We start from the raw sequence: 12,764 nt of genomic DNA, 5'->3' as shown, positions 1-12,764 counted from the left end.
CTGGCCGGAAATCATTCCGGCGCACCTTCGGCCCGCCATGGGACGGGCCGGTTTCATCACGTCCTGTCACCGCGTCAGGGATCAGGTCCGGGCGCCGCCCAGCGTCTTGATCGCCTCGCCCAGGCTCGTCTCGCCATCACGCATCAGCGCGGTGATGTTCTCGAAGGCGCGGGACACGGTGATCAGCTGCGTCATTTCCGTGATCGGATCGACGTTAGATTCCTCGACATAGCCCTGCTTGACGCCGACATCGAGCCGATCGACCACCGGCTGCGGTTGGGCGCCGGTCGGGAAGACCGCGCTGTTGTCGTAGCGGCTGAAGCCCTTGGAGAAATCGGCTTCGAACAGGCCGAGCGCGGCCATCTGCTGGCCATTCTGGCGGATCGCGCCGTCGGGCGTGATCACCACGTCGCCGGCAGCCGCGTTGATCTGGATCGGCGCGCCGCCGGCATCGAGAACCGGATAGCCGCGCAGCGTAACGAGATCCCCGGTGTCGGTGAGCGTGAAGCGACCGTCGCGGGTCAGCGCATTGCCGCCCGGCGTCTGGATCGAGAACCAGCCATCGCCCTTCATGGCGACGTCGAGTGCGTTGCCGGTCGAGGTCAGGCCGCCGCTGGTGGTCTTGAGGAATTCCTGGCCCTCGTTGACATAGGCGACCTTGGTCGGCTTGGTGTCGCCGAGCACGCTGTTGAACTTCATTTCCGTGGCACGGAAGCCGACGGTGTTGGCGTTGGCGACATTGTGCGCCAGCGTCGCCAGGCGCTTTTCCAGAGCCATCTGGGAGGAGACGGCGACGTAAAGTCCGGTCTGCATCGCTTAACGGCCTCCAAGCTTGAGATTGTTGATGGAGAGGAGAAGATCGGCCGAAATGCCTGTGCTGGCGCCGTAAAGGCTGAGCGTGCCGGTATCGGACGGCGCCTTCCTGGCTTCCCACATCGCGGTGAAGCGCTCCATCAGCTTCGACAGCTTCTGGGGATCCTTGAAGGAGGCGATGTCGATCTTCGATTTGATGTGCGCCGCCTGGGCATCAATGTCGGAGGCGGCAAATTCGTCCGGCACGTCCAAGAGCGTGCGGGTCACCTGGGACAGGGCTTCATCCGCGAGCAGGCCGAAGGGGCTGGTGATCGACGGGGCCATGCGCTCGAAATACAGCGCAAGCCGCACGCCGGAATCGTCCTCGCCCACCTTCTCTTCCAGCGTCTGCCGGTTGAACTTGGCGGTCACGCCCGTGGTGGCGCCGTCCTTGCTGGTGGCGGCCGTGCCGTATTTAGCGAAATTCAGCGAGTTCACCAGGTCGGAATAGCGGCTGTCCTGCAGCTTGTTGGCAAAGGCGTCCTTGGACTCGTTGCCCTCGGTCAACACCTTGCGGATGAAAGCCTTGGCATAGCCCATATCCTCCAGACCATGCGCCTTCAGGGCGTAGTCGTAGAGCCGGCTGTCGGCCATGAATTCATCGACGGATTTCACCGAACCGATCTTGGAAAGGTAGTAGGCCGTCTCGCGCGCCACGTCAGGCTGTTCCGAAACGCGCTTCAGCGAGGAGGTGATATCGCCGGTAATCTGCTTGTAGCTCGTATATGTCGTCGTCACGGAAAGAAAATCCTAACAAGAATGGAACAAATTCGTCCCATGCGTCTGGCATGAGGCCAAACTGGTGTTTTCCCCTTGTGCGAAGCTGTTGCTGCAGCGGCACAGATCGGGCCAGCCTCACGCAAGCAAGCACCTCTATTCACAACTCCTGAAATCCATCCTGCGGCAGGTATCGACATGAACATCATCATCGGGCTCGTCATGACGCTCGGCTGCATCCTCGGCGGCTTCATCGCCATGGGTGGCCACTTGACCGTTCTCAACCAGCCCTTCGAGCTGGTGATCATCGGCGGCGCCGGCCTTGGCGGCTTCATCATGGCAAATTCGATGAAGACTGTGAAAGACGCCGGAAAGGCGCTCGGCGAGGCCTTCAAGCACAAGGTGCCGAAGGAGCGGAACTATCTCGATACGCTCGGCGTGCTCTATTCGCTGATGCGCGACCTGCGCACCAAGTCGCGCAACGAAATCGAAAGCCACATCGACAATCCGGAAGAAAGCTCGATCTTCCAGCAGGCCCCGACCGTGCTGCAGAACAAGGAGCTGACCGCCTTCATCTGCGACTATGTCCGCCTGATCATCATCGGCAATGCCCGCAGCCATGAGATCGAAGCGCTGATGGACGAGGAAATCGAGACCATCAACCACGACAAGATGAAGTCCTACAACGCGCTGGCCACGATGGGCGACGCCTTTCCGGCGATCGGGATCGTCGCGGCCGTTCTCGGCGTTATCAAGGCCATGGGCGCCATCACCGAATCGCCCGAGGTTCTCGGCGGCAAGATCGCCGCGGCACTCGTCGGCACCATGCTCGGGATCTTCCTGTCCTATTGTATCGTCTCGCCGATGATCGCCAACATCAAGGCCGTTCGCGAAAAGCAGAACCGGCTTTACGTGATCGTGAAGCAGACGCTGATCGCCTACATGAACGGCTCCGTCCCCCAGGTGGCCCTCGAATATGGCCGCAAAACCATTTCCGCCTATGAACGCCCCTCGATCGACGCGGTCGAGCAGGAGATGATGAATCCGGGTGGCGGCGGCGAAAGCAAGGCAGCTTAAGATATGACCGAAACCGCCATGACGGCGCGCACGGCGCCACGTCCCTTCGACAAGACCCTTCTGGCCCGCATGACCGGCCTTCTGGCCGACCGCGAGCCGGTGGAAAAGTTCGCCACCGAGCTCGGCCAGGTCTTCGGCGAGTTCCTGCCGGACCTCTTGCAGGCCGAGACCGGCTTTCCGGTCGAGATCGGTTTTGCCGGCTTCGACACGGGGCTGAAGCAGGAGCTGGTCGCCGCACTCGGCGACAAGGTGGCGCTCTGCGACGGAACCCTGCGCAACTGGTGCGATTTCGTCATCGCCTGCGACAGCCCGATCGTCATGGGCATGGTGGAAATGCTGCTGGGCGCCGCACCGGAAACGATCGCGCCGCCTCAGCCGCGCAGGCTATCGGCCATCGAACTCGACGTGGCCGCTATGCTGTTCGACAAGATCGGCCATGTGCTGAAATCGGCGGTCAGCGCCACCGGCGGCTTCGAGCCGACGCTGGAGCGCCCGACCAATGCCGGCGACCGCACCCAGCCGGAAGAGGCGGCGGAAATCCATGCGGCGGCGGTGAAGATCGCGCTGACGGCGGGGCCGATCAAGGCCGTTTTCACCATCGTCATTCCGCATCAGGCGCTGTTGAAGACCAAGATCGTCTTCCCGAAGGGCATCGGCCAGGCGCGCAGATCCAAGAGCGGCTGGAGTGATCAGTTGGAACATCAGGTTCATCGCTCCGCGGTGCAGCTCGAGGCCCGCATCCGCCTGGAGGATCTGACGCTGAACGATGTCAGCCGGCTGCAGCCGGGCGACGTCATCGCCTTCATGGACACCAAGGAGGTCCGCGTGGATGTCAACGCCAACGGCCGCGATCTCTATGTCTGTGAATTCGGCCGGTCGGGCGAACGCTACACCGTCCGCATCATGGATACCTACGGTTCCGAAAAAGAGATTCTCGACCATTTGATGGGCTGAGCAACGAAACAGGCTTGGGGCAAGCTTCAATTGGAATAATGCGCACATGGCTACGAAAAAAGCACCCGATGACGTCTTTCCGTCCCTGTCCGAAGGCGACGCCGAACTCGATCAGGCGATCGACGATCTGCGCGGCGTTCTGAAGAGCGACGCAAACAACGCGATTGCGGGCGACGATGTCTTTGCCGGCTCGATGTCGGGAATGGATGGAATGTCGTCCTTTTCCGCCTCGGAAGAGCTGGGCGGCTTTGGCGGGGACTTTGCCGCCGATACGACGAGCAGCAACAGCCTGGCCGGTTCCGGCCGCAGCAGCCGGTCGCGTCCCTTGCGCGCCGGTGCGGAGATCCCGGCCAATCTCGAACTAATCATGGACATCCCGATCGACGTCCAGATCGTTCTCGGTTCGAGCCGCATGCAGGTGTCGAGCCTGATGAGCCTGACGGAAGGCGCCACGATCGGTCTCGACCGCAAGATCGGCGAACCCGTCGAAGTCACCGTCAATGGCCGTGTGATCGGCCGTGGCGAGATCACGGTTCTGGACGAGGACGACACCCGCTTCGGCGTGCGTCTGATCGAAATCCGGAGCGGCCGCGGCTAAGCCGCCGGCCGGTCCACCAGCGGGGCGCGCATGATCCGCGCCTCGCCGACGACGAAGACAAGACTGTACACGTGTAACGGCAGGCGGGAACCTTCGACAGGTTTCTCCGCCGGTTCGGCGCCAGGGCGCAGACGAAAGGATCCATGATGGATTTCGACAATTTCGAGTCTTCGGCACCCACGCGGCCCCTCAGCCAGACGGACAAGGCCGCCGCAGTTCTGCTTGCCATGGGCAAGGGCGTCGCCGGCAAGCTCTTGAAGTTCTTCACCCAGAGCGAACTTCAGGGCATCATCGCCGCCGCACAGTCCCTGCGCAGCATCCCGCCACACGAACTCGACCAGCTCGTCAGCGAGTTCGAGGACCTCTTTACCGAGGGCGCCGGCCTGATGGACAACGCCAAGGCCATCGAGGCCATTCTCGAGGAAGGCCTGCCGCCCGACGAGGTCGATGGTCTGCTCGGCCGCCGTGCCGCCTTCCAGGCCTATGAACAGAATATCTGGGACCGCCTGCAGGACAGCGACCCGGTCTTCGTCTCGCGCTACATCGCCAAGGAACATCCGCAGACCATTGCCTATGTCCTGTCGATGATGCCCTCGGGCTTCAGCGCCAAGGTGCTGCTCGAGCTGCCCGAAAGCCAGCGCGCCGACATCATGAACCGCACGGTGACGATGAAGAACGTCAGCCCCAAGGCGGCGCAGATCATCGAGCAGCGCGTGATCGAAATGGTCCAGGCCGTCGACGAGGAGCGCAACTCCACCGGCTCGGTCAAGGCCGCCGACCTCATCAACCAGCTCGAAAAGACCCAGGTCGACTCGCTGCTCGGCGCGCTCGAATCGCTCAGCCAGGAATCGGCGAGCAAGATCCGTCCGAAGATCTTCCTCTTCGACGACATCATGCTCATGCCGCAGCGCAGCCGCGTCCAGCTCTTCAACGACGTCTCGGGCGACATCATCACCATGGCGCTGCGCGGTGCGGCCGGCGATCTGCGCGAATGCGTGCTCTCCGCGCTCGGTGCACGCCAGCGCCGCATGATCGAATCCGATCTCGGCAGCGGCGAACAGGGCATCAACCCGCGCGACATCGCGATCGCCCGCCGCTCCATCACCCAGGAAGCCATCCGTCTGGCGGCGGCCGGCATGATCGAACTGAAGGAAAAGACGGCCGCCTGAACCGGCGCGACCGTTTTCCATCCCCCGTCATATCCGATCGCCGCGCAGGGAACCTTGCGCGGCGATCGGCGTTTGCGCGGCGAAATCAGCGGCCCTCTCCCCGCATTTCGGCGCACACGCCCTTGCATGACCGCGCAGGCCGCCGCAAGAAGGGAGACGAGGTGGCGGCAGGGAACGACAAGGGCAAGAAAAACGGCCCCGGCTGCCGGCATGACCACGGAGAGGCGGCATGTCCGAGGATAGCGACAAGGAAAGCAAAACAGAGGCGCCGTCGGAAAAACGGGTGAGCGACGCCATCGACAAGGGCAACATCCCCTTCTCGCGCGAGATCACCATGTTCGCCTCGGTCGCGGCCACCTATGTCTTCGTGGTCTTCTTCCTGCCGCGCGGATTCACCGATTTCGCCGAGGCGCTCAAGGATATTTTCGAGCAGCCAGAAGCCTGGCGGCTGGAAAACGCCACCGACGTCACCACGCTGATCCTGTTTCTGTTCAATCGCTCCGCCGGGCTCGTGGTGCCGATCATCCTTCTGCTGGTCAGCTTCGGCGTGGCCTCGTCCGTCCTGCAGAACCTGCCGCGGCTGGTGCTGGACCGGATCGCGCCCAAGGCCGAGCGCATCTCGCCGGTCGCCGGCTTCAAGCGGATCTATGGCATGCCCGGAATGGTGGAATTCGCCAAGGGCTTCGTCAAGATCGCGGTGATCTCGACCATCATCGCCTTCACCCTGCGCGATGATTTCTACGGTTCGCTGGATGCGATGTTTTCGGATCCGGTGACGATCTTCACCCGGATTTCCAACGACCTCAACCAGATCATGGTCGTGGTTCTGCTGTGCAGCGGCGTGATCGCGATCGCCGATTTCTTCTGGACCCGGCATCACTGGCTCTCCGAGCTCAGGATGACGAAGGAAGAGGTCAAGGAGGAGTTCAAGCAATCGCAGGGTGACCCGATCGTGCGGGCCCGCCTGCGCTCGATCGCCCGCGACCGGGCCCGCCGGCGCATGATCACCGCGGTGCCGCGGGCCACGCTTGTGGTCGCCAACCCCACTCATTTCGCCGTCGCGCTGCGCTATGTGCGCGAGGAAGGCGATGCGCCCGTCGTCATTGCCAAGGGGCAGGACCTGGTGGCGCTCAAGATTCGCGAGATCGCGGAGGAAAAAGGCATCCCCGTCTTCGAGGATCCGCCCCTGGCGCGCTCAATGTTTGCGCAAGTCTCGGTGGATAGTGTGATTCCACCGGTGTTTTACAAGGCTGTCGCTGAGCTTATTCACCGCGTTTATGCAGCAAAACAAAAACGGACCAGCTGATATCCGATGAAAAGATGCTCCTATTCCGAAGAACGCGAGAAGATCGTCGCAGATGCGATTCGCCCTGTGGCAACCGAACTGAGACTGATCGATGCCGCCGACTTCATTGCGCTGCTGCGATTTGAATCGCATGCCAGCATCGCTGATCTCGTTTCCTCGGCAGCGGAGCTTTATTTTCTTCCCGGCACGGTCAATTTCGGCATTGGCGGCAATTATCGCCTGGACTGGGGTCAGGCACCCGAAATCGTTCTCGATCTCGAGCTGAAGCCTGATGGCGTCACGGTCTATGCCCAGCTCCAGCTCGGCAAGGACAAGGCAGGCCTAGAAATCAGCCATATCGCCTTCAACCGCCCCGCGGAAGATCCCAACGAAAACACCGCCTTCCTGGCAAGAAGCCTTGAAGCGGCGAAGTTTTCGCGCAGCCTTCCCACCGCCATCGCCTGCTGAACCCTATACCAGGTGTCGATGATAGGAGCCTGTAGGTCCCTATCATCGACACCTGGTATGAGAGCACCATTCGGTCCAGATGAAGAGGATCGGTCACGCCGATCAGAAAGACCCTGCGCGGGTCATGGGTCACGCTGACATCCCGTGTCGCTCAGCCACCCGTCCAGACCTCTTCGGACATCCCCCTGCTTGCGCCTGATGCATCCGGCGGCCGTCCCCGTGGCCGGATGCGGCCCGACTTGTCCGCCCTCGCGCCGGTCCGCCCCGGCCGCCAGGGCAGCGGCCGGCTGTGCAGCAGCGTTGGATGAGACCGTGGCCTGGATGAAACCGGGGAGCATGACGGCAGCGTGACAGAGCGTCGGACAGAAAAGCGGGAACCGGTTCTCGAAAAAATCTGACGCAAAAACAGAATGCTAGAGCATCAGACTGCGTATGGTTTTCAGTGCGATGCCCTAGCGGATGTAGCCGAGCCGGATCGCCTTGGCGATCGCCTGGATGCGGTTGACCGAGTCCAGCTTGGTGGTGGCCGCGCCGAGATAGGCATTCACCGTATGGACGGAGAGGCCCATCTTCTCGGCGATATCTTCGCTGATATGGCCGTTTCCAGCCATCTGCAGGCAGTCGATCTCCCGCTCGCTCAAGGCTTCGGCCGGCAGCATGCGTCGCTCGTCCGCCGCCAGCAGGTCCGTCAGGATCTGGCAGGCCTGGCCATGCAGATCGATGATCGCCTCGGGCGTCAGGTCCAGTTCGCCACCGATCACGGCGACATAGCCATTGCCCTGCGCGCCCAGGCGCACGGGAAAGGCAACGCCGGCCTGGGTCAGCGCGCCGGCGATCAGCCGCCGCGTGAAAGCCTCGAAGCCGCTGACATCGGCGATCTGGTCCGGCGCAGTGCCGTTCCAGACGAGCGGCAGGATGGAGCTTTCCAGGTGGTTCACCAGCGCATCGCCATATGCGCTGAGGAGGTTATGCGCCATGGCCTCGGAATGCACGCCCCAATTGTCGAGCACGCAGGTCAGCTTGCGCGCGCCCGGCAGGCTGGCCCCGCTGAGGCGCAGGACGGCGAAATTGCGCCCGCCCAGCGCCCGCTGGAGCTGTTGAAGACGTGCAACGAGGGAGGAGATACGCGCGGTTCGTTTACCGCACTCCGGGCCCGGCATCATGCCGGGCGGATTGCCAGCCATGCCGTCCTCCTAGACGAGATTGTTTCGGACGGAATAGGCGATGGCCTCGGACCGCGTCTTGGTCGCGGTCTTTCGCATCACGCTCGTGATGTAATTGTTGATGGTATTGCGCGAGATCCCGAGGATCACGGCGATCTCGTCGCTGGTCTTGCCTTCGGCAATCCAGAAGACGCATTCCAGTTCGCGCTCGGTCAGATCGCATTCGCGGTCGGGCTCGACATGCGCTTCCGGCGCGGCACAGGCGAAATAGCCTGTGAGAAGCGCGACCTCGCGCAGGCTTTCGCGCGACAGGATGACATCCTGCGGGAACAACAGCAGCAGGGAGAGCCGCACCCGTCCAACAGCAAAGGCAATCTGGCAATATTGCCGGCTGACACCGCGCGGCAGAACAGCCTCGTCGGGCAGCATCATGAAGGCCGGCTGCAGCACCGTGAGGCACTTTTCCAGCTCGTTGCTCTTGGCGTGGCTGTCGGCCATCACCCGGCCGATGCGCCGGACCAGGTCGAAGGGCCAGTCCGAGCAGATGGCAAAATCCACGCCGCCATTCTTGGCCCGGTCGCAGCGCGCCAGCAGATAGTGGCTTGCGCCGACATGCTGGGTGAGAAGGGTAAGCGCCTTGGCCAGATGGCCGCGCTCGGCATGATCGATCAGCCGGGCGACCATCTGCCGCCGGGCATTGCTGCTGGAAGTACCGACGAATCGGCCCTGCACGGCAGGCAAGGGCCTGGCCGCGATCTCAGTCTCAGTTATGGTCATGTCGCTTTGTCCCCGTGAAGACATTCCCGAGCCGTCCGCATTTCAGGCCTAAAAAGGCCCGCGCCGGGGTCATTCCGCCATCCCCGGCTTTGCGAACATTCTCGCGAATCACACTAGATAAGGTATCGCACCTGCCGGAAAAAACTACTGATTCGATATTGGGATTTACTTTTCCTTAACGCTATGGTCCGATTCGGTCTGCAAGGAGGCCGGCGAAATAGCGCGTTTATAGCGGCCTTGCAATCCTCTCGTTAACCAGCTGTTATTGCCTTATAAATTCTCTGGAACCGCCGGAAGCGCACGCCTCCTGCCCGCTCAGGCTGCGTTTTGCTGGCTCCCACAATTAAAAAAACAGGCGCTTTTCGTAATTCTGTCAGCTGCAGCGCATGACGCGATCTGAGCTTAAATTTCACCATGTGGCGAAATTGCATCATGTCTAATGACCAGGCTGACAAGGCTATCCAAATATAGACCTACGAATAACTGCCAATATATTCTTATTTATACGTTCGCCGACGAGGGGAACATCGAAGGAACCAACGTGCGGCATCCCATGAATTGCGGCCGAATCGAAGCAATCACGCTTCTCCACAACGGAATTTTTACCAATTGTTAACGCTTTGACTCCGGCGCGACTCCCAGGCCGAGCAGGACCGGCCAACGAATCTTTCGGGTGGAATCGTTCAAGAAAAATCTCGCACTGCAAAACTGTTGCGCTAGCGAAACAATCTCGCAGGCGCTGGCCGCACCTGGCCCTTCAGAGCGCAACCAGGAAGATCCAAACGAAAAAGGCCGAATGCGGGGGCATCCGGCCTTCTGGCATTTTTTGGTCCTGTTCCCCGGAGGCCGGATTTTCCTGGATCCGGTTCCCGGCTTTGTCGAGATGCGTCAAGCGGCCTTTTCGGTAACCCATTTGCGCAGGATCTTGGCGGCGCGCTCCTCGCTGATTTCGACCATCCGGGCCAGGCGCCGCTCGGGGCCTTCCTTGACGCGGCGGTTGAAGTCTTCCTCGCTGTTGGAGCCGAGGCTCAGGAGGTCGTCCGTGCTGTCGAAGCCGAAGTCCGAGCCGAAGCCGTCCATCAGGGCGCCGCCGGCAGGGGCGCCGCCCACGGCGGGCGAGAAGTCGGGCAGTTCGAGCCCTGCGGCCTCGCCTTCGCCGGCCTCGCCCTGCGCTGCGCCGCCATTGACGGAGCGGGCGAGAGGACGCAGGCCCATCCAGATGACCAGGACAGCGACCAGGATGAAGGAGCCGGCATTGATGATGCCACCGAGGTTGCGCGTGAGCGTTTCCATGATCGTCGGGCCGGCGACCGGATCGGTCAGCAGCTGGTTGTCGACGAAGTCCAGGGCGGTGATGGTGATCACATCGCCTCGGGCCGTGTCCAGACCGGCGGCCGACGCGACGATCTTCTGCATTTCCGTCGTATAGGCGTCGATCTTGGCCTGGTCGGCATTTTCGCCGAGCACGCTGGCGATGCGCGCCTTGTTCAGGACGACCGCGACGGAGAGTTTTTCGACGCGGTAGCTGCCCCGGGTGGTGGCGACGGTCTTGGAATTGATTTCGTAGTTGGTCTGCTCTTCCTTCTTCTCCGCCTGGTCGCTTGACTGGCCGCCGGCGCCGCCCTTGGGGGCAGCCTGCGGCACGTTCTGCTCGACCGTTGCGGCATTGTCGGCCTGCTGCTGCTTGGAGTTGCTCTGCTCCTTGGTGATCCGGGTAGAGCGCTCGACGCGCGATTCCGGATCGAACATCGTCTCGTGGATCTGCTGGGCGTCGGTGTTGAGCGAGGCGGCGACGCTGGCGCGGAAGTTCTCCATGCCGAGCAGCGGTGACAGCGCCTTTTCGATATTGCGCTCGATCTCGTTCTGCACGTTCTGGACAATGCCGAGCGACTGGTTGAGTGCGCTGTTGCCCGGATCGTCACCGGAGGCGAGCAGCTGGCCGGCGGAGTCCAGAATGGTGACGTCGTCCACCGACAGGCCGGGGACGGACGAGGAAACCAGGTGTCGGATGGAGGCGGCGGCGTTGCGGCCCACCGTGGCGCTGGCCCGGATCATCACCGAGGCTGTCGGTTTCTGCTCCGCCTTGCGGAAGGAGCCGCGGTCGGCCATGACGATGTGGACGCGGGCTGCGGAGACGCCGGCGATCTGCTGGATGGTGCGGGCGATCTCACCTTCCAGAGCCCGGACCCGCGTCACCTCCTGCATGAAGGAGGTCAGGCCAAGCGATCCGACCTTGTCGAACAGCTCATAGCCGGCATTGTTGCTGTTCGGCAGGCCGCGTTCGGCCAGGAACAGGCGCGCCTTGCCGACCATGCCGACGGGAACCTTGAGGCTCGTTCCGTCCGTGCCAACCTCGAATTCGATATTGGCCTCGGCCAGCGCAACGCTGATCTGGTTGAGGTCGCCCGTCTCGAGACCGACATACAGTGTCTCATAGGCTGGCTTGTTGACGTAAAGACCGGCGGCAAGGACCAATCCGACAGCGATCACGCCCGCGGAGATCAGCGCGACGATCTTACCTTGCCCTAGGTTCGCGAGAGTCTTCGTGACCGAAGAGAGTTGTTCCAACAGATTCATTCTGTTTCCGCACCCTGAAAGCGCTGACCCGTCCCTCGCATCATCGCGCGGGGCCAAGTCTCATTGCGCAGTCCAAACATCAGGCCGATATCCGCATCCCCCCGAATCACCCGCCATAGCGGGCATGCGTCGGAATCCACCGGACCTGTGGGGACACTAGGAAGCGAAGCTTGTGCGAACTTGTCTTTTGGCAGGCCGCGACCGGCGCCAAGCGGGCAGCCTCGGGGTCTGCGTGCGCCTCTGCCCCGCCCGCATCGCCAGGCGCGGCGCTCGCCCGCGCGGCTCGCCCTCCCCCTTCAGCCTTCAGGCAGCGCCAGGGAGCGTGCAGGCCAGATCCCTAGCCACGGGCAGGGTCAAGGGCGATCAAGCGGAGCCCGGTAGAATTCCACGACGGCCGCCTGATCGCCCTGGGCGGGCGCATCCGCCCCGGCAAAAGAGGTGTCGTGCGGGGGATGTTCGTGAAGGTTTGATCGGAAGGAAGGGAGCGCTCTTCGCAGGCTTCAGCGGCAAAAGCTAAGGGGAGCACAAAGGACCGATCTCTGTCCCGGCCCCGCGCGCTCCTGTTGCCGGCCGATCGGCGTGCGATGCCTGCGCGCAAGCCGATGCCCAAGGCGCCAGCGGGTCTCGTCGACGCGGCTCTGTCAGCCAGGCGCGATCGGCGGAGCCTGGAGGCGCCCGCATGGCGGGCGCGCAGGCTCAGGCGGCCATCAGAAGAATTCCATGTCGCCGGCGGCGTTCGTCAGTGGCTGGGAATGCCCATGGCGGACCTGTCCCCGGCTCAGCGCGGCCTTCATGTCGGCCAGCGTCATCAGGTTCAGCGCGGTGGTGATGTCCACGAGCTGGCTCTTGGGGATGCCGGCGGTCATCGTATCGATGAACTCCGCGATCCCGCGGGTCTTTTGCACCGCCAGATCGATGCCCTGCAGCACCTTCATCCGGTCGGCAGCCGCCAGGATCGCCTCTTCATGGGCATGCGCCAGCATGGGCTCGATCCGCTCGATCAGATAGGCCACGTCATGCAGTTCGCTGACGATGCGCATCAGGACATCGGGCAGGGAATCTTCGCAGGCCTCGAAGGCCTTGCTTGCCTGTATGCTCATCGTCTTCCCCTCTCCGTCCTAAACGGG

The 12,764-nt window shown here is 62.5% G+C and carries 12 protein-coding genes; 6 read left to right on the top strand and 6 right to left on the bottom strand.

Annotation, left to right across the window (positions count from 1 at the left end):
- Positions 1–81 precede the first annotated feature (81 nt).
- Both flgF and BJF92_RS12655 read right to left on the bottom strand, forming a co-directional pair.
- A complete protein-coding gene (gene flgF, locus BJF92_RS12660; protein WP_075635108.1) occupies positions 82–813 on the bottom strand; it encodes a flagellar basal-body rod protein FlgF in 732 nt (243 codons plus the stop codon).
- Between the two features lie 3 nt (positions 814–816).
- Positions 817–1,590, bottom strand: coding sequence for a DUF1217 domain-containing protein (locus BJF92_RS12655; RefSeq protein ID WP_075635107.1), 774 nt, complete (start codon positions 1,588–1,590; stop codon positions 817–819).
- 177 nt (positions 1,591–1,767) lie between these two features.
- On the opposite strand from BJF92_RS12655, the gene motA reads away from it, so the two are divergent.
- From motA to BJF92_RS12625, 6 genes are all read left to right on the top strand, one after another.
- Positions 1,768–2,646, top strand: coding sequence for a flagellar motor stator protein MotA (motA, locus tag BJF92_RS12650; RefSeq protein ID WP_075635106.1), 879 nt, complete (start codon positions 1,768–1,770; stop codon positions 2,644–2,646).
- Positions 2,647–2,649: 3 nt separating this feature from the next.
- The gene (locus BJF92_RS12645) at positions 2,650–3,600 is read left to right on the top strand and encodes a FliM/FliN family flagellar motor switch protein (protein ID WP_245294747.1); all 951 of its coding nucleotides are present in this window, start codon (positions 2,650–2,652) and stop codon (positions 3,598–3,600) included.
- 46 nt (positions 3,601–3,646) lie between these two features.
- Positions 3,647–4,198, top strand: coding sequence for a flagellar motor switch protein FliN (fliN, locus tag BJF92_RS12640; RefSeq protein ID WP_075635105.1), 552 nt, complete (start codon positions 3,647–3,649; stop codon positions 4,196–4,198).
- Between the two features lie 143 nt (positions 4,199–4,341).
- Positions 4,342–5,367 (top strand): flagellar motor switch protein FliG, encoded by a 1,026-nt coding sequence (gene fliG / locus BJF92_RS12635; RefSeq protein WP_075635104.1) that lies wholly within the window; start codon positions 4,342–4,344, stop codon positions 5,365–5,367.
- 229 nt (positions 5,368–5,596) lie between these two features.
- On the top strand, positions 5,597–6,673 hold the full coding sequence (flhB, locus tag BJF92_RS12630) for a flagellar biosynthesis protein FlhB (protein ID WP_075635103.1): 1,077 nt from the start codon (positions 5,597–5,599) through the stop codon (positions 6,671–6,673).
- A 6-nt stretch (positions 6,674–6,679) separates the two neighbouring features.
- The gene (locus BJF92_RS12625) at positions 6,680–7,120 is read left to right on the top strand and encodes a hypothetical protein (protein WP_075635102.1); all 441 of its coding nucleotides are present in this window, start codon (positions 6,680–6,682) and stop codon (positions 7,118–7,120) included.
- Positions 7,121–7,572: 452 nt separating this feature from the next.
- Here BJF92_RS12625 and visR read toward each other — a convergent pair whose 3' ends face one another.
- From visR to cheT, 4 genes are all read right to left on the bottom strand, one after another.
- Positions 7,573–8,304, bottom strand: coding sequence for a transcriptional regulator VisR (gene visR, locus BJF92_RS12620; protein WP_139790616.1), 732 nt, complete (start codon positions 8,302–8,304; stop codon positions 7,573–7,575).
- Positions 8,305–8,313: 9 nt separating this feature from the next.
- Entirely contained in the window at positions 8,314–9,060 is a 747-nt protein-coding gene (gene visN / locus BJF92_RS12615; RefSeq protein ID WP_075635101.1) for a transcriptional regulator VisN, read from the bottom strand.
- 888 nt (positions 9,061–9,948) lie between these two features.
- Positions 9,949–11,637, bottom strand: coding sequence for a flagellar basal-body MS-ring/collar protein FliF (gene fliF, locus BJF92_RS12610; protein ID WP_075635100.1), 1,689 nt, complete (start codon positions 11,635–11,637; stop codon positions 9,949–9,951).
- Between the two features lie 707 nt (positions 11,638–12,344).
- On the bottom strand, positions 12,345–12,737 hold the full coding sequence (cheT, locus tag BJF92_RS12605) for a chemotaxis protein CheT (RefSeq protein WP_075635099.1): 393 nt from the start codon (positions 12,735–12,737) through the stop codon (positions 12,345–12,347).
- Positions 12,738–12,764 lie beyond the last annotated feature (27 nt).

This window comes from Xaviernesmea rhizosphaerae (genome assembly GCF_001938945.1).
In the GTDB taxonomy this organism is placed as follows: domain Bacteria; phylum Pseudomonadota; class Alphaproteobacteria; order Rhizobiales; family Rhizobiaceae; genus Xaviernesmea; species Xaviernesmea rhizosphaerae.
This window is presented reverse-complemented; position numbering and strand designations above follow the sequence as displayed.

Coding starts and splice junctions, on each gene's coding strand:
- flgF (WP_075635108.1), bottom strand. CDS start 813: ATGCAGACCGGACTTTACGTCGCCGTCTCCTCCCAGATGGCTCTGGAA.
- motA (WP_075635106.1), top strand. CDS start 1,768: ATGAACATCATCATCGGGCTCGTCATGACGCTCGGCTGCATCCTCGGC.
- BJF92_RS12645 (WP_245294747.1), top strand. CDS start 2,650: ATGACCGAAACCGCCATGACGGCGCGCACGGCGCCACGTCCCTTCGAC.
- fliN (WP_075635105.1), top strand. CDS start 3,647: ATGGCTACGAAAAAAGCACCCGATGACGTCTTTCCGTCCCTGTCCGAA.
- fliG (WP_075635104.1), top strand. CDS start 4,342: ATGATGGATTTCGACAATTTCGAGTCTTCGGCACCCACGCGGCCCCTC.
- flhB (WP_075635103.1), top strand. CDS start 5,597: ATGTCCGAGGATAGCGACAAGGAAAGCAAAACAGAGGCGCCGTCGGAA.
- BJF92_RS12625 (WP_075635102.1), top strand. CDS start 6,680: ATGAAAAGATGCTCCTATTCCGAAGAACGCGAGAAGATCGTCGCAGAT.
- visR (WP_139790616.1), bottom strand. CDS start 8,304: ATGGCTGGCAATCCGCCCGGCATGATGCCGGGCCCGGAGTGCGGTAAA.
- visN (WP_075635101.1), bottom strand. CDS start 9,060: ATGACCATAACTGAGACTGAGATCGCGGCCAGGCCCTTGCCTGCCGTG.
- fliF (WP_075635100.1), bottom strand. CDS start 11,637: ATGAATCTGTTGGAACAACTCTCTTCGGTCACGAAGACTCTCGCGAAC.
- cheT (WP_075635099.1), bottom strand. CDS start 12,737: ATGAGCATACAGGCAAGCAAGGCCTTCGAGGCCTGCGAAGATTCCCTG.